Annotated in this window: 18 protein-coding genes and 1 pseudogene; 8 read left to right on the plus strand and 11 right to left on the minus strand. The window is 47.7% G+C overall.

From position 1 onward, the window contains the following. Positions 1–537: 537 nt before the first annotated feature. Positions 538–993 carry a JAB domain-containing protein gene (locus KNP06_RS14895; protein WP_035385670.1) on the minus strand — a complete coding sequence of 152 codons (456 nt, stop codon included), beginning with the start codon at positions 991–993 and terminating at the stop codon, positions 538–540. 371 nt (positions 994–1364) lie between these two features. Here KNP06_RS14895 and KNP06_RS14900 point away from each other — a divergent pair, with 371 nt between their 5' ends. Next, entirely contained in the window at positions 1365–1706 is a 342-nt protein-coding gene (locus KNP06_RS14900; RefSeq protein WP_029595514.1) for a YolD-like family protein, read from the plus strand. Between the two features lie 96 nt (positions 1707–1802). Here KNP06_RS14900 and KNP06_RS14905 read toward each other — a convergent pair whose 3' ends face one another. The 3 genes from KNP06_RS14905 to copZ all read right to left on the minus strand — a co-directional run bounded on the left by KNP06_RS14905 (position 1803) and on the right by copZ (position 5590). Beyond that, positions 1803–2762 (minus strand): IS30 family transposase, encoded by a 960-nt coding sequence (locus tag KNP06_RS14905; protein ID WP_214712751.1) that lies wholly within the window; start codon positions 2760–2762, stop codon positions 1803–1805. 348 nt (positions 2763–3110) lie between these two features. Next, positions 3111–5249 (minus strand): heavy metal translocating P-type ATPase, encoded by a 2139-nt coding sequence (locus tag KNP06_RS14910; protein WP_251128207.1) that lies wholly within the window; start codon positions 5247–5249, stop codon positions 3111–3113. Positions 5250–5386: 137 nt separating this feature from the next. Further along, entirely contained in the window at positions 5387–5590 is a 204-nt protein-coding gene (gene copZ / locus KNP06_RS14915; RefSeq protein ID WP_029336157.1) for a copper chaperone CopZ, read from the minus strand. Positions 5591–5862: 272 nt separating this feature from the next. Here copZ and KNP06_RS14920 point away from each other — a divergent pair, with 272 nt between their 5' ends. Then, the gene (locus KNP06_RS14920; RefSeq protein ID WP_214712755.1) at positions 5863–6195 is read left to right on the plus strand and encodes a four-helix bundle copper-binding protein; all 333 of its coding nucleotides are present in this window, start codon (positions 5863–5865) and stop codon (positions 6193–6195) included. A 59-nt stretch (positions 6196–6254) separates the two neighbouring features. On the opposite strand, the gene KNP06_RS14925 is transcribed toward KNP06_RS14920, so the two are convergent. The 7 genes and pseudogenes from KNP06_RS14925 to KNP06_RS14955 all read right to left on the minus strand — a co-directional run bounded on the left by KNP06_RS14925 (position 6255) and on the right by KNP06_RS14955 (position 12172). After that, positions 6255–6932, minus strand: a complete 678-nt coding sequence (locus KNP06_RS14925; protein WP_029595517.1) for a response regulator transcription factor — start codon at positions 6930–6932, stop codon at positions 6255–6257. Then, entirely contained in the window at positions 6910–8313 is a 1404-nt protein-coding gene (locus KNP06_RS14930; RefSeq protein ID WP_214789483.1) for a sensor histidine kinase, read from the minus strand. The genes KNP06_RS14925 and KNP06_RS14930 overlap by 23 nt, the downstream gene beginning before the upstream one ends. Positions 8314–8412: 99 nt before the next feature. Then, entirely contained in the window at positions 8413–9321 is a 909-nt protein-coding gene (locus KNP06_RS14935) for a F510_1955 family glycosylhydrolase (RefSeq protein ID WP_114167384.1), read from the minus strand. Between the two features lie 327 nt (positions 9322–9648). Next, positions 9649–10194, minus strand: a pseudogene (gene resA / locus KNP06_RS14940) (thiol-disulfide oxidoreductase ResA). A gap of 39 nt (positions 10195–10233) precedes the next feature. After that, positions 10234–10941 (minus strand): cytochrome c biogenesis CcdA family protein, encoded by a 708-nt coding sequence (locus KNP06_RS14945; RefSeq protein WP_214789486.1) that lies wholly within the window; start codon positions 10939–10941, stop codon positions 10234–10236. Positions 10942–11045: 104 nt separating this feature from the next. After that, positions 11046–11486, minus strand: a complete 441-nt coding sequence (locus KNP06_RS14950) for a disulfide oxidoreductase (protein ID WP_214789488.1) — start codon at positions 11484–11486, stop codon at positions 11046–11048. Next, positions 11486–12172, minus strand: coding sequence for a DsbA family protein (locus KNP06_RS14955; protein WP_214789490.1), 687 nt, complete (start codon positions 12170–12172; stop codon positions 11486–11488). Before KNP06_RS14955 ends, KNP06_RS14950 begins: the two co-directional genes overlap by 1 nt. Positions 12173–12489: 317 nt before the next feature. Here KNP06_RS14955 and KNP06_RS14960 point away from each other — a divergent pair, with 317 nt between their 5' ends. The 6 genes from KNP06_RS14960 to KNP06_RS14985 all read left to right on the plus strand — a co-directional run. Further along, the gene (locus tag KNP06_RS14960; RefSeq protein ID WP_214789494.1) at positions 12490–13104 is read left to right on the plus strand and encodes a CadD family cadmium resistance transporter; all 615 of its coding nucleotides are present in this window, start codon (positions 12490–12492) and stop codon (positions 13102–13104) included. Positions 13105–13199: 95 nt separating this feature from the next. Further along, a complete protein-coding gene (locus tag KNP06_RS14965; protein WP_029595499.1) occupies positions 13200–13565 on the plus strand; it encodes an ArsR/SmtB family transcription factor in 366 nt (121 codons plus the stop codon). After that, positions 13558–15972 (plus strand): heavy metal translocating P-type ATPase, encoded by a 2415-nt coding sequence (locus KNP06_RS14970; RefSeq protein ID WP_214789492.1) that lies wholly within the window; start codon positions 13558–13560, stop codon positions 15970–15972. The genes KNP06_RS14965 and KNP06_RS14970 overlap by 8 nt, the downstream gene beginning before the upstream one ends. A gap of 338 nt (positions 15973–16310) precedes the next feature. Continuing rightward, positions 16311–16544: a helix-turn-helix domain-containing protein gene (locus tag KNP06_RS14975; protein ID WP_114167379.1), complete on the plus strand. Its 234-nt coding sequence runs from the start codon at positions 16311–16313 to the stop codon at positions 16542–16544. 162 nt (positions 16545–16706) lie between these two features. Next, positions 16707–16865, plus strand: a complete 159-nt coding sequence (locus KNP06_RS14980; protein ID WP_198662332.1) for a hypothetical protein — start codon at positions 16707–16709, stop codon at positions 16863–16865. A 37-nt stretch (positions 16866–16902) separates the two neighbouring features. Further along, the coding region (locus KNP06_RS14985; RefSeq protein WP_214789497.1) for a transposase at positions 16903–17053 on the plus strand (151 nt) is incomplete at its 3' end.

The raw sequence follows: 17053 nt of genomic DNA on the forward strand, positions 1-17053 counted from the left end.
ACTCCAACTCGTTCATGAGAATCAATCCTTTTTGATTTTATTCCCATAATGTCGGTATCACTACCTCACCAACATTGCGTAAGAACCACATTTGTATTGCAAAATACAGTCGAAGCAATACCTCCGTCATCTCGTCCATCGTCTGTTGATCTAGTTGGTAACTGTCCATCTGAATCTTCCTCTCCTGTTGATAGCCTCATGATACCTCGCATCCAAGCAGACAACATCTCGCCTAATTTCACGTAAGCCCTAGGGCTTGTTTAGAAAACATGCTCATTTTCAATAAACAAACCGTGTTTTCACTTCTGTCATTTCATCAAATAGTCTTCTTACGAGACAGACCAAAACAACGTCCAACCTTCACACACGAACCATCGCGTTTTCGTCATGCGAAAACGACCCTTTTCCGGATCCCGCTCTATGGATCCAGGCGAGAGCAACGCGAGTCGCCCATCCAGTCAAAGAAAAACGTACGTTTTTCTTCCTTGTCCTTACCGGACGGACCGGGACCGGTCCCCCGGCCCCACTCCATTCCGTTCAACCCATGTAACCTCGCTGTTTCATGCTGACGTACGACTCGTCCGCTCCGAGGATGAGATGGTCGAGCACCGGGATGCCGATGAGGTCCCCCGCCTCATGTAACCGTTCGGAGACGAGGATGTCCTCCCGGCTCGGCGTCGGGTCCCCGCTCGGGTGCTGATGACAGACGATGAGGCACGAGGCGTTGTTCAAGATGGCGCATTTGAAGACCTCCCGTGGGTGGACGACACTCGAGTTGACGCTCCCGACGTGTGCCCGGTGGACGCCGATGACCCGGTTCTTTGTGTTGAGCATGATGACGAGGAACACTTCACGGTCGTCGTCCCCGATGAACGAGGAACCGATTTGTCGGGCACTGTCCGGTGATTGGATGATGGCGTGCTCGAGAGCGACCATCTCCTCGCGAATCTCTTGTTTGATACGAATGACCTCGATGATGGATGTAAGTTCCATGATGGTTTGTCCCCTTTCGGATAAGCCGAGCTCAGAACGAACACCGTTGTGCGTCCTGTTGACGGGAACGAAGCGAGCGTCGGGAGACGGTGCAAGGGCGACCGCAGGGAGAGCCTCAAAAAAATGCGTAGAGCAAACGGAGGGACAGGCTTCCGTAGCCAACGAGCGAAAAGCCTCGCTTTGAGCCTAAAGCGAAGGAAGACGGGCCGGAGGGCGCGTCATTTTTTTGACGTCCCTTGCACCGAAGACCAGCGAGCTAGAGTACGGAAACAGGACGCACGGATTACCAATCACGAAAAAGGCTGTTCAAACGGGACAAATCGGGTATAAAATAAGAACAAACGTTCGTTTTATTGAGAGGGGTAATTATTATGACGATGTATCGCGATCGGGGCGAATTGAAATGGATCCCATTCCTCATGCCCGAGCACAAGGCGCTACTGACGAAATACTATAAAGAGATTCAAAAAATTGAGATGCCAGATATCGATGAACAGGTCCTATCGGTCTATGAGAATGTGCTGAACGACGCGATCTTCAGCGGAGATTTGGTAGAGGTAAAATATGTGGAGAAGCGGGAGATGAAACGATTCAGAGGATTCGTGCACCGGACGAACTACATGGAGCGGACCGTCGAGCTGGCCAATCAAAGGGAAGGGATCATCCATGTGCCGTTCGAGGCAATCATTCACGTCGAACAATCGATAGACTAACGCCCTGGCGGTTGCTGACGAAAAATCCTTTGCTGCTTTTATAGATGTATCAGTTAAAAGTTGCAGTACACTGATATCTTTAAATCATTCCGTTTGTCAATTTAAGCTAGACAGATCGACTCCATTCAGGTGACTCAAAAATGCCTCCAACGGTGTGCGGTAATTCAGTGACTTTCTTGGGATGTTATTCCGCTTGTCGGCCACCGACGAAATGAATGTTTGATCCACCTGGTTGAAGTCCATTTCCTTTGCCAAGCCGTCTTTCCGCAGGAGCCCGTTGGAGTTTTCATTCAAGGCGCGCTGAGAAGGCGTGCCGGGATCCGCAAAGTAAATCGAGACGTCGTGCCGGTTGCACAACGGTTTCCAATTGGAGAATTCCTTGCCGCAATCAAACGTGATGGATTTGAACAGATTTCTCGGGACCCCTTGGAACCACTGGTTCAACGCAGTTTCAATATCGCAAGCCTTGCGTCCTGCAGGCTTCAGGGCGATGATGACTTTCGTCAGCCGTTCGACCAGCGTGATCACCGCACTTTTGTGGCGGGCACCCACAATGGTGTCGCCTTCGATATGCCCGAACTCTTTTTTGAACGACGGGTTGTCGGCTTCCCGTTCGGAAATATGGCGTTTGAACGCCTGTTTTCCCCGGCGTTCCTGGTGTCCATTGGGTTTCCATTTTCCTTTCATCGGCAGCATGGCGGCGTCAAAGACCTGATTTTTGAATATGCGATAGATGGTGCGCGCGGAACAATCGATGGCCGTTTCTGCCCGGCCGACAATGACATCCGGCGTCCAGCCCTGCGCCACCTTGTCTTGAACATAGGCCACTTGTTTCTTCGGCAGGACAATCTTCCGCCGGCCGCAGCGTTTCTTATTTTTCTTATATTGCGTGTAGAAGTCGAGCGCTGTATGTCCTGATTTCAGGAAATTGATGACGTTGTAGATTGGCTGCCTGGAACGGTTCATCAACTTAGCAATGATCGCTACAGGTATATTTTGGCGGTGGTAGGATTCTATCATCACCAGTTCATCCGTGGTAAGATGGGTGTAGGTCATTCGTGATCACTCCTATGTTTTTCTTTGGTCGGAAAATACATTGTGAGTGTACCACGAATGGCTTTTTCAATTGTCTAGCTTAATTTTACAATCGGCGATTAATGAATGAATGATCAATTTTTGAAAACTTTTTTGTGTTAATTGAATTTAAGTAGAAAAGAGAAGAAGCTTTTGGGCTTCCTCTCTTCCGATAATATCTCATATGCTAACTATAAAAATATATTTAATTATCCAAAGTCTTCAAACCTCCGTTTGACTTTAACCTAATACAAAACTGTGCCCCCAAGGTTAAAGAAAATTCAACTTTTGGGAGGCAGCACTTTTCGTGTACGACAATTAAACACGGTGTTAAACAGCTCTATTTCTTAGTTTCAATGTCATCGCATTGATAGCCACGATAACCGTGGACACGGACATCAGAACTGCTCCTGCGGCAGGAGCCAACGTAATCCCAATGGAGGCTAGAACACCCGCCGCTATGGGAATGGCAATAAAGTTATAACCGGCTCCCCACACGAGGTTCTGTTTCATTTTACTGGTTGTTTTATTGGCCAATTCGATAAAGGATTCAATATCGCCTGGATCCGACTGAGTCAAAATCACATCAGCGGAATCGATGGCGACTTGAGTTCCGGCACCGACTGCTATCCCAACGTCTGCTATTGCAAGGGATGGTGCATCGTTGACGCCATCGCCGACCATGATAACCGTTTGTCCATTATTTTTCAGTGATTCCACTAAATGATATTTATCTTGCGGTGATTGATTGGCTCTGTACTCAATGCCCAGTTCCTCTGCTACTCCTTGGGCAGCCGTTTCATTGTCACCTGTAGCCATAATCGGTTTTATATTGTAATGCTTCAATGCCTGTATCAGCGTTCTGCTCGTTTCTTTCAATTCATCGCCTAATGCGACCGTACCGATCGGATTCCCGTCCTCAACTAGTATACTTAATGTTGCCCCTTTGGGAACATCCACCGCTACATCTCTTCCAAGTGCCTTTTGGCTGATCAATTCGTATTTGCGGCCATTGGCGTATCCTTCTATACCCGCACCCGACACAACATCAATCGAATCAAAGTGGACAGGCTGAATCCCTTGTTTCTCAGCGTATTGGACGATTGACTGGGCGATTGGGTGGCTGGACCCGCCTTCAATCCCTGCCATTAACGCCGCGATTTCGGCTTCGGTATGTTGACCATCCAGTGTTTCCATGTTCAAAACTTTAAATTCGCCAGTAGTCAATGTACCCGTTTTATCCAGTATCATTACATCAGCCTTAGTTGCCAGCTCCAATGCTTCGCGGTCTTTCACCAACAGCCCGCGGCTTGCACCTAAACTGGTGCTTCGTGCAATAACCAGCGGAATGGCAAGGCCGAGAGCGTGTGGACATGCAATGACTAATGTCGTAACCGTAAAAAGAATAGCGGTTTGAATGTCAGCAATGTACAGCCAAACGACAAAAGCGATGAAAGCCACCGCAATGGCGATATAAAACAGCCAGCCGGCTACTTTTTGAGCAAGATTTTCAGCTCTTGAAGGTTGATCCTGCGCTTGGCTTATCAGGGTTTGAACTTGAGAAATGAACGATTGGTCGCCGGTTTCCTGTACTTCAAGATATAAGATGCCTGCACCGTTCGTGGAACCGCCGATCACTTTGTCTCCGGCTCCTTTTTCAATGGGTTTAGATTCCCCCGTCAGCAAAGCTTCATTGATCCGCGAGGTGCCTCTTTTGATGATGCCATCGGCAGGGACGTTTTCTCCGGCCTGAACCCGTACAAGGTCTCCGACTTCCAGCTCATTTACGGGACGCGTCTCGATCGAATCATCTTCCAATACCACATGTGCATCTTTCGGCACCAATTCGGCGAGCGATTTTTGCGCGTCTCCTGCTTCTCCGATAGCCTTCATTTCGATCCAGTGTCCAAGGAGCATGATCAACAGCAAGGACGCGAATTCAAAGAAGAAATCCATGATGTGATCGCCGGTTACGTAGCGTGCCAGCACGGCGTAAATGCTGTACAAATAGGAAACGGATATCCCTAATGAAATAAGGGCCATCATGCCCGGTGCTTTTTCCTTAAATTCAGCGATTGCACCTTGATAGAAGGGTTTTCCGCCATAAACCAATAAGATAGTTGCTAATACAGCGACCACAATATCCGAGTATGGAAAAGTAAATTGGAAAGGAAGCCGAACGTCCATCATCGGCGACAATAATAGAATGACAATGCCCAAGGGCAGCGACTTCAGGAAAATTTCTTTGAAATTCCCATGATGGTGATGTCCATGGTCACTATGATCGTGGCCACCATGATTGTGATGGGCATGATCATCATGAATTTTGGCAGGATTGCTGTCGTCTTGAATGCCTTCTTTCACTTGGTCTTCATGGTACGAATGCCCAACATGTTTGGAATGATCCATTTTACTGTGATCTACCTGTTCGTCTTGATGGTGGTGATGGTCTTTATCATTTTTAGCCATTCAGTGCGCCTCCTCCAAACTAGTGGTTCTTATCCTATTTAACCCTATTTACATTCTTAACATTCACAAAGTTCTTGCCGAATATACCACGCGAGGGTATATTTCATTTAAAAGTAAAGTGTGCTGTGAAAGCACCCTTATACGACGTCATACCCTTGTTCTTCAATCGCTTTCTGAATTTCGTTTAATGATGTCTTGGCAGTATCATAGTCTACTGCCACTTCGCCTTTTTTAAGATCAACTGTCACAGATGAAATCCCTTCGAGTTCACCGACGCCCGTTTCAACCGAGTTTGCACAGTGGCCGCAGGACATACCTTGTACTTTTAATGTTTCAATCATTATTATTCCTCCTAAAGTAATATTTCCTTAAACTTAACATACCCCGATAGGGTATATCAAGTGTTTAGTATCATTTTACTTTATCGCTGTTTCCATGACTCTAATTTAGAAGTTCACAATGACCCCCCAAAAAAACCGCACCATTGATTTTAATATTTGATTACTTGTCTATAAAATGTGCAGTTTCTATGGAGTTTCGGTATTTCTGTTTAGTTTGGAAAGGAGAGGGAAATCCAGTAAATGAAGCAAAAATAAGAAATGGAGGTTTTAACATGGCTCATGAACAACATCAGGAATTGATTCGGGCATTACATGATTGTGCAGCGGAATGTAACCATTGTTTTGACGCTTGTCTGCAGGAAGACGATGTGAAGATGCTAGCACAGTGCATTCGATTAGACCGGGAATGCGCGGACATGTGTGCATTTTTGGAACATGCCATTACTCACAATTCACCGTTCGTTTCCGAACTGGCAGCCGTTTGCGCAACCATTTGCGAAGCTTGCGCAGAGGAATGTGAGAAGCACGCCGATCATCATGAACATTGCAGACGCTGTACGGAAGCTTGCCGTAGATGTGCAGAAGCTTGCCGTAACGCCGCATAACCTTACTCAAAAAGGTCCGTCGGAAATATTTTCCGACGGACCTTTTCTTTTATCAAGCATCATTCTGCTTCATGGATCCATTTGTAGCCGATTCCCCAAACCGTGAGAAAATGATCATCGACCGGAAAACCGGACTGGCGGATTTTTTCCCGAACATTTCGCACATGCGAATCGATGGTCCGCCCTTCCGTCTCTGAGTCGAATCCCCAAATTAACTGGATCAGCTGCTCCCTCGTAAACACTTTGTCGGCATTCTTCATCAGGTGGCCCACCATCAGAAATTCTTTTGGCGTCAATTTGATGATATGTTTGCCGTACGTAAGTTCAAACCGGTCTTCGTCCCACACCAAACCGTCCACTTCAATGGTATTTTTCGGAGTTCTCCTGCGAAGCAGCGCCCCCATCCGGGCCAGCAACTCATCTTCATTAAACGGCTTTGTGATGTAATCATCCGCCCCGATATTCAATCCCTTAACAATATCCTCCTGTTGTTCCCGCGCCGTCAGCATAATGATTGGCACATCCGAAAATTTCCGGATTTCGCGGCACAGTTCCCAGCCATCCATTTCCGGCATCATGATATCCAGTAAGACGAGATCGAAAGGTTCCGATTCCAAATAGTCGAGGGCTTCATGAGCTCCCAGTGCTTTTTTACAGAGGTACTGATGCGGCTTCAAATATAAAGCCACTAAATCCAGCATTCGTTGTTCATCATCAACCAACAGCACTTTCTGCAAGCGAATCCCCCCTTTTCAATTCTATCAGGACGGTTGTCCCTTGTCCGTACTCACTTTGAAGCGTCATGAGACCACCGTGCGATTCGACGATTTCTTTCGCAATCGCCAGGCCAAGACCGCTTCCTCCGTACTGTCTGGATCTGGATTTATCGACCCGATACAATTGTTCAAAGACAAAAGGAAGATCTTTTTCCGGTATGCCCTCTCCTTCATCACGGATGCTTATGGTGATGGTACCTTTATCTTGGACTCCCTGTAATACCACTTGTGTTCCTTCAGGAGAATGCTTGCGGGCGTTGTCCAAGACATTCAGCAATACCTGCTGAAAACGTTCGGGATCAATGAAGGCGACAATCTCATGTTCACAATGGACAGCCAATGAAATCTGTTTCTCGTCAAAAGCTGGCCGAACCAAGGCAACGACGGATGCAAAAAGCATCTCCAGTGAAAATTCCTCTTTTTGAATGGCGAACTGGTTATGATCCATCTGAGCCAGCTCAAACAGCTGCCGGATCAATTCCGTCAAATGGGCCGTCTCTTCCCGGATGATGCCAATGTATTCCTTTTTCTCTTCCTCGGATGCATCCGGCCGGCTCGCGATATCGGCATATCCTTTGATATAGGTCAACGGCGTCCGCAACTCGTGCGAAATACTCGCCAAAAATTCATTCCGCTCATTTTTTAAATGTTCCAAGTCACTGGATAGAGCAGTGATGGCGTTCGCCAGCTCTCCCAACTCATCGTTTCGGCCAATATTCAGGCTGACCTCGTGGTGCCCTTCGCTTAACTGTTCCGTCGCTTCTTTCATCCGAATCAACGGCAACGTAATCAATCGGGATAGCAGAAAAATTGTGATGACGGTCAACCCGACAGCAATCAGGCCAACAATCAGGAATTGGTTTCGCAAATGACTGACCATCCCTTTGATATGATTGGTTTCCGCAAACATGAACACGTGGCCTCTATGTTCTCCTTCAATGGTGATTGGGCTGTCCGTCGCAATAAACTCTTTTTTGTCCCATCGCTCTTCCACGACCTTCCCTTCCTGCAGAACCTCATCAAAATCGGTGTGTTCCAACACTTCCCTCATTTCAGGTTCAATCAGATCGGAATGGGTCAATTCGTTGCCATCTGCATCCGTGATGATGACGATGAAATCGGAGGCCGATTCCATCAACGCCACATGGTTCAATGTCGCCGATTCAAAACTGTCTTCCAATACTTCGCTGTGGGTGTTCCCTCTTGCAAGCAGGTTGGTCATGACTTCATCCACCCGTTCATTGACAAAAGTAACGTACAGGGTTAGAAACAAAACCGATTCAATGATGATAATAAACACAAAAAACAGCAAACCTATTTTCAATGCAAGCCTGTTTAACATGGCATCCCTCTTTAAGTCGATTGGTTAGCAGCAATCAAGACAAAGACTGCTGCCGAAAGCTGTTGGATTCGGTTCGTCTTTCAAACGGCTAGCTGGTTTCTACTTGGTTTTTCCCTCTTCCAGCAGCGTTTTCCAGGTCTGTGATCCGTCTTCCGACAAGTAAGCATTGCCCTGGAGTGAGTAGATCGCCAGTTCCCTTTCATCAGTCGGATTTTGTGCAATAAAAGCGATGGCATCTTGCGGAAGATCCGGTATGTTCACCGTCTTCAGTTCTTCATTTTCCATAGTATACTTCACCAAAGCCGCCGCTGTCCCGTAGCTTCCGAAATACAACTGGTCTTCGGTGAAATGCACCGCTGTGCCTGTTTCATTTTCCGATGTAATCGCCTCAAAATTTTCGCCGCCATCACGTGAGAAATACACACCTGTAGAAGTAGCTGCAGCAACGAAGTTCGAATCTGTCGGATGAAGGGCGAGCGCCATCACTTCTCCTTCTAATCCTGAAGCTTTGACCGGCTCCCACGATTCTCCTATATCGTTACTTTTGTAGAACCCTGCTTCGAGCAAGGAGTTTTTTGCTGGATTGAGCAGGAAAATATCATGGCTGGTGTATCCTACAGCCATCGCATGAAAGTCCGTTTCTCCTTGAAATGCAATCTCTTCCAAGGTTTCTCCGCCATCTGTACTCCGCTGAATCCCAAGCGGATTGGGCAAATCCGAATCTGCGCTCGGGTGTCCCGAAGAATAAAAGCCTTCATCTACAGCGTTAAAGCCCATATAATCGAAAAAATTATCCGCTGTTTCAAACCATTCGCCATCACGATAAATTTTTGGACCGCTGTGTGATGCAAAATACAAATCGTTCCCACCTCCTGCATAGCCCATACCGTGGACGTGTCTCAGTTCTCCTTCAAATGGAACTTCAAATGAATCCGCTGTATCGTTGCTGCATCCTGCCAGCAAAAGCAAAGCCGACAGTACCGCTATGCCCATTCTCTTTTTTTTCATGTAGATGCCCTCCGAATATGTCAATTTTCTATACTTTCCATAAGTATCAACCTCTTATAGCTTAACGAAAAAGTTTCGACTTTTTGTGCAGATATCTTGATTTCAAAACAGGTAATCCATTCCCTCTACAATTGACCCAAAAGGAATAATCCTTCCAATCGGTCCGGTGGAGGATCTTTGCCTGATTTTTATTTATAAATTTTCTACACCTGACATTGCTTTTCTTGTGGTTTAGTCCACTTTAAAGAAATGTCTTTTTCTCGTTTTTTCCTTGCAGCATTTTTCAAAATAACGTGGCCCGCATTATGCTTGGGAAATTCAGAGGTATCAGCACGGTTTGATCTGTTCCATATAACTCGCGATATCCTCTTCGGACATTTCACCCGTAATAATTTTCTCGATTTTGCCCTCTTGATTGACTAACAGAGTAGTCGGCAATGGACGGATATTATAAGCTTCCATAACACTTTTGTCCTTATCGATAACAATCGGGAACGTTAAATTTCGCTGTTCAGCAAATTGTCTCACTTCATAATCGGATTGCGCAATATTGACAGCGAGTATCTCCACACCTTAATCCTTGTATACCTGGTACTGCTTTTCCATCAGCGGGAACTCTTTTTCGCACGGTTTGCACCAAGTACCCCAAAAGTTCACGAACACCCCCTGCCCTTTGTACTCAGACAGCTGATGCCGTTCCCCATTCAAATCCGTCAAAGCAAAATCGGGTGCCCAATCTCCAACTTGCAGCAATTCGTTTTTCTCTTTTGTTAATCCGTTGTAGATGGTAAAGATTATAGCCCCTGCCAGGACAAGCAAAATGCTTGTCCTCATTATCAAACGGTTCTTCTTTTTATTCTTTTTCGCAGTCATATAGCGTCACGCCTTTCTAAATATTATAAGTCCGGTCTATTAAAATCCAGTGAACCCACCCGTGAACTGCGACAGGTAAGCGATGACGTCCGTCATCATATCGAAATACAACATGAGACCCATGATGACCATCAAGCCTCCGCCGATCGACATGAACTGCGCACTCCGTTTCTTTAGGAAGGTCATCTTCTCGATGAAGAACGACATCAAGAGGAACGGAATGGCAAAGCCGAGGACGTAAAACAGCATATACAAGAGCCCGCGGCTCGGATCGGCGATCCCCATCGCTATCACCGCGGCCAGGATGGGGCCGGTACACGGCGTCCATCCGGCGGCGAAGCCCAGCCCAATTACCACGGAGCCGGTATAGCCCGATGGCCGTTTTTGAAAATGGACTTTCTTATCCGAAAGCAGGAAGTCGAATTTCAGGACACCGGTCAGCACCAAGCCGAAAAACACCATCAAGATGGCACCCAGCTGGCGCAGCAGGTCGGCGTTCTCAAAAAAGAAATAGCCGATGAACGAAGTGGACAACCCGAGCGCCAGAAAGATGATGGAAAACCCGACCAAAAAAAGCACCGTATGGATCAACGCGCTCTTTTTCATCGCCCCTTTTCCGGTTTTCAGCTCATTGACCGAGACACCAGTGATGTAGGACAAAAAAGCCGGGTACAGTGGAAGCGCGCAAGGCGAGAGGAACGATAACAATCCGGCGCCGAACGCCAGCAATAAACTTACTTCAGCCATAGAACAGTCTCCTTTTAGATGATTGACGTGTATAGTTCCTTAACTGCCCTATCGCCGCTTTCTGTAAAAATGACAGTCCGTGATAGATTGTTAGGGGCGATCCGTCAGTTCGCTCTATTCTTCATTACTAGAATTACCATCGCCACACTGATTAAGAGGAAAGCGATAAATGCGAGGAAGGGGATGGTGATGAACCCAAACCAATTGATATACTCTGCGCTACAGGGAACGCTGCTTACACATGGCCGGAGACCACCTAACCCCGGAATCTTTTGTTCCATGTAATGCAGGACCGAGATGCTTCCCCCGATAACTGATAAGGGCAGGGCATAGCGGACAACCTTCCAATCGTTCTGGAACGTCGCGATCCCTAAAATCAACACAAGCGGATACATGAAAATCCGCTGAAACCAGCACAGGTCACACGGGATAAACCCCTTGATTTCACTGAAGTACAGGCTGCCGAGCGTTGCAATCAACGAGACGAACCAAGCTCCGTACAGCAAGAAGCCCCTTTTATCCGATACTTTATGGGTTTCGTTCATTAGTTTTCCTCCGCTAACGCTTCATCGATCAATGCTTTGATGGCATCGTAATCAAACGGATCTTCCAGCGTCTGTCCATTGACCACGATCGTTGGTGTCATCGCTACCCCGTGTTCTTCCACCAACGCTTCATCTGTTTTGACTTTGTCCATGGCCGTTTGCTTTTCCATGTCTTCCTTCAGCTGTTCCAGGTCAATGGCCGGGAATTGGGAAGCCACTTCCACCGTTTTTTCCTGTGTCAGCCAAGGGGCATCGTGATTTTCAACTGCCGGCTGTTCCGCAAATAGAGCTTTGTGGAAATCCCAGTAATCGTTCGGACTTTGTTCATAGACTGCTTCCGACGTCAAAGAGCCGATCATCGATTCATTGCCATGGAACAGGACATTGATGTAGGAGAACTTCACATCCCCCGTCTCGACATAGTCCGCCACCAGCTGCGGATATACCATTTCTCCCCAAGCTTTACAGGACGGGCATTTGAAATCCCCGAATTCCACGACCGTGACCGGTGCATCACTTTCACCAAGCGTTGGCTGGCCCGTAATATCTACTTCTCCTGTTTCCACGGGTGAAGCAGATTGCTGGTTTGTGAGCACGACGATTGCTGCTAAAATGCCAACCGCCAATAGTGTCAGGAGAACTGCGAACTTCATTCCGGACTGTTTCTTCTTATTGTTTTTATCCATATTATCCCTCTTTCCTATCATGATTTATCAATCAACTACTCCACATTGTTCTTCTATACCATTTTCAGCTCTTCTAAAGATAGAATGCTTAACAAGACATGCAGGCATTGGCCATACTAAATTTCAATTTGCCTTGCCACTTGTCGCTCCCTGTTCAATCTAACAAGCATGCCCAAACATTAAAACAATCATTTGAATATATAATTGACAATCTAGCGAAATCTTTGTACACTTGCATTAATCAAACGTTTGTTTGAATTTATAACTATCAGAGGGTATCACTTCACACTAGGATATCCGTAAAGGAGATGAGGGTGCTGTTAACCACGATTTTTACCGCGGTTGCCGCTTATGTGGCGACCAGCATTGATTACGTCATTATTTTGCTGATCCTGTTTTCACAAACGATGAAAAAAGGCCAGTTAAAATCCATTGTCATCGGACAATACCTAGGAACAGCCATCTTGGTGGGCGTCAGCCTGTTGGCTGCGTACAGCCTGACGCTTGTGCCGTCCCACTGGGTGGGCTTGCTAGGGCTCATTCCGATTTACCTGGGCATCCGGGTCTGGAAGCGAGAAGAAGACGAGGACGACGAAGAGAATCTCCTGTCCCGTTTGTCTTCCGGAAACCCCAATCGCTTGTTTGTCACCATTACAGTCATTACCCTGGCGGCTGGCGGCGACAACATTGGCGTCTACATACCCTACTTTTCAACCTTGAATCCAAGTGAAACTGTGGTGATGCTGGTTGTCTTTGCCATCCTGGTCGCCGTCTTGTGTTACCTCAGTTACCGGTTGGCAGCCGTTAAAACGATTTCTGAAACGATAGAAAATTGGGAACGGTGGATTGTGCCGACTGTCTTCATCGGGCTCGGCATCTTGATTATGGCGGAGAATGGGACTTTCCGATTCCTTTGGGGATTGGTGAATTGAAGTGATTCTTTGCACTCTTTGTTTTATATAGAAGAAAATCACTTACTTGAAAAAACGAATGAGTAAACAGAAGTGAGAAAAAGGAGTGAATGAAAATGGCAAAAGAGATTTGTGATGTGGTCTGTGTAGATGAAGAAAAGGTGGAACGAGTCCAGCAGCAACTGTCTGAACAAAATCCATTGGAAGTGGCGAAGATCTTCAAGGCGTTGTCGGACGATACGCGTATCAAGATCGCCTACGCCTTATCGCTGGAGGACAAACTGTGTGTGTGTGACGTTGCGAATATCATCGGTTCATCTACCGCAACCGCCTCCTACCACCTGCGACTACTGAATAATATGGGGTTGGCGAAATACAGCAAGGAAGGCAAGTTGGTCTACTACTCACTGGATGACGCGCATGTGAAACACTTGGTGCAAGTGGCCTTCATCCATCAGAAGGAGGTTGTTTCCGTTGGTTGAAAAAACGAAGGAAACAGAAGACAAAACGGTCTACCGGGTTGAGGGCTTTTCGTGTGCGAATTGCGCCGGGAAATTCGAGAAGAACGTCAAACAGATTCCCGGTGTCCAGGATGCCAAAGTGAACTTTGGGGCTTCGAAAATTGCGGTCTACGGCGAGGCGACGGTCGAGGAACTGGAAAAAGCCGGCGCTTTCGAAAATTTGAAGGTCGCACCGGAAAAACCGAAACGCCAGGCGGCTCCTGAAGTGACCGTCGAAGACAAAAATGTCTTCCGGGTCGAAGGCTTTACATGCGCGAACTGCGCCGGGAAGTTTGAGAACAACGTCAAGCAGATCCCCGGTGTCCAGGATGCCAAAGTGAACTTCGGGGCTTCAAAAATTTCCGTTTACGGGGCAGCGACCATCGACGAATTGGAGAAAGCCGGTGCGTTTGAAAACTTGAAGGTGGCGCCTGAAATTACAGGACGTCCAGCTATCACGAATACCGGAACCGAAAAAGCGCCAGCTCGAACAGAGAAGAAAGTGCCGTTCTACCAAAAGCACAGCACCTTGCTCTACTCCACCCTCTTGATCGTGTTCGGCTACATTTCCCAGTTCGTCAATGGCGAAGACAACCTGATGACGTCGCTCCTGTTTGTGGCGGCGATTGTCATTGGCGGGTACTCGCTCTTCAAAGTCGGCTTCCAGAACCTGATTCGCCTGGATTTCGACATGAAGACCCTCATGACCGTTGCGGTCATCGGGGCAGCCTTTATCGGGGAATGGGCGGAAGCGGCCATCGTGGTCATCCTCTTTGCGATCAGTGAAGCACTGGAACGCTATTCCATGGACCGGGCGAGACAATCCATCCGTTCGTTGATGGACATCGCTCCGAAAGAGGCACTGGTCCGGCGGAATGGCCAAGAACAGTTAATTTCGGTAGACGACATTGTGGTGGGTGACACCATGATTGTCAGACCGGGACAGAAGATTGCGATGGACGGCACGGTGACCAACGGGTATTCGGCGGTCAATCAGGCGGCCATCACCGGGGAATCCGTGCCGGTCGCCAAAACGGTGAATGATGATGTCTTCGCCGGTACGCTGAACGAAGAAGGCTTGCTCGAAGTCAAAGTCACGAAGTTGGTTGAAGACACAACCATTGCGAAAATCATCCACCTGGTTGAGGAAGCACAAGGCGAACGGGCTCCTTCGCAGGCGTTTGTCGATAAATTTGCCAAATATTATACACCGATTATCATGGTCGTTGCTGCGCTTGTAGCCATCGTTCCTCCCCTTCTGTTTGATGCTAGCTGGGAAACCTGGGTCTACCAAGGATTGGCTGTGCTAGTCGTAGGATGCCCGTGTGCTTTGGTCATTTCGACTCCGATTTCGATTGTATCTGCTATCGGGAACGCAGCGAAAAAAGGCGTTTTGGTAAAAGGCGGCGTGTATTTGGAAGAAATGGGCGCGCTGAAAGCCATCGCGTTTGACAAGACCGGCACCTTGACCAAAGGGGTTCCGGTTGTCACGGACTTTGAAGTGCTGAACAAGGGAATCAGTGAAAAAGAGCTGCTTTCTATCGTCACAGCACTGGAGTACCGCTCACAGCATCCCCTTGCTTCGGCCATCATGAAAAAAGCGGATGCAGAAAATATTTCTTATTCTTCGGTCTTGGTCGAGGACTTCTCATCCATTACCGGCAAAGGGATTAAAGGAACCGTCGAAGGAACCACGTACTATATCGGCAGCCCGATCCTCTTCAACGAGCTGGGCGCCGCAAGTGCGGATAAGAACTTGGAACAAAATGTCACAGCTCTTCAAAATCAGGGCAAGACGGCCATGATCATCGGAACGGAACAAAACATCCTGGCGGTCATCGCCGTGGCCGATGAAGTCCGGGACTCCAGCAAGGAAGTCATCCAGAAGCTGCACGACATGGGCATCAAGAAGACGATCATGCTGACGGGTGACAACAAAGCGACCGGTCAGGCCATCGGCCGAGAGGTCGGCGTCACCGAAATCCAGGCCGAGCTGATGCCGGAGGACAAATTGAATGTCATCAAACGCTTACGGGCCGAGTACGGCAAGGTGGCGATGATTGGAGACGGCGTGAACGACGCGCCGGCACTCGCCGCTTCTACGGTCGGGATTGCCATGGGCGGAGCCGGAACGGATACAGCTTTGGAAACGGCGGATGTCGCTTTAATGGGCGACGATTTGAGCAAGCTGCCATTCACGGTGAAATTGAGCCGGAAATCCCTGAATATCATCAAAGCGAACATTACGTTCGCCATCGGCATCAAAGTGATTGCGCTGCTATTGGTCATTCCGGGTTGGCTGACCCTGTGGATCGCCATCATGTCGGATATGGGCGCTACCCTTCTGGTTGCACTCAACAGCTTGCGGCTGATGCGCGTAAAAGAGTAACGAAAAGAGCTTTCCAGCCAACTGGAAAGCTCTTTTCTGAAATACATAGTAGGGCACTGTAGACGTCAAGTTGAATTTGACACTTTTTGCTCGTTTGCCTTTTACACTTCTGCCGAAAACAATGATTTCCGGTTCCTCATCCGATGACTGTCGTCATCACTATGTATGATTGATTATTGCATTTAAAATGAGCCACTTGTGCATTCTTCTGAGCCACCGAGTGTGGACAACTGAGCCACTCAGTGCGGACACTATACCACTTATACGCTTGATGCCTTTTCTCCCCTATACTTGAGATGCATGCCGTCGGCATGACATTGAAGTATGGGGGTTTTGTTTTGATTGATGGTCGCAAGATACTGGAACTTCATTTTGATGGGATCAGTCAACGCACGATCAGTGCGAGCACCGGACATTCGAGGAACACGGTGAGCGATGTGATTCAACGGGCCACAGAGCGTGGCATCGACAGCTTGGAAGACAGGATGACAAAAAAATGGCTGTATGAGTTCTTGTTCCCTGAGCGTGAACCGATGGAAAAGAGGCTGGGACATAACTCAGTAGATTTATAACAAAGAGGCCACCTGGAGCGACTTGTTCGCTCCAGGTGGCCTCTTGTCATTTTTATGGGTTCGTGCACGCATTTTGGACTAAACAGATAGGGGCGACCTCTGATAAAGTTAAAGTGACCAAACCATAACTTTGGAGGTGCCCCTATGTACAAAGAGTATACCATGAACCAATTGGTTTTGCCCCTAGATTTAGAAGTCCGTCTCCAGGAAAACGATATCGCCTTCGCTGTCCACGACCTTGTCGAACAGATCCCCGACGAGGCCTTCGAGCCGTTCTGGATGGGCTACACTCAATTGGACATAAATGAAGAGGTCGATTAGACTGAAACAAATTATGAACACGAGGAGAACATTAGACATGACAAAGAGAGCGCACCGCGTTTACACAGATGAATTTAAAGAACAGGTCGTCCAGCTCTATCTCAACGGGAAGCCGAGGATCGATATCGTTCGCGAGTACGATTTGACACCATCGGCACTGGGACGTTGGATCAACCAGAGCCGTACGA

The sequence above is a fragment of the Exiguobacterium sp. s21 genome (assembly GCF_018617975.1).
Lineage (GTDB): Bacteria > Bacillota > Bacilli > Exiguobacteriales > Exiguobacteriaceae > Exiguobacterium > Exiguobacterium mexicanum_A.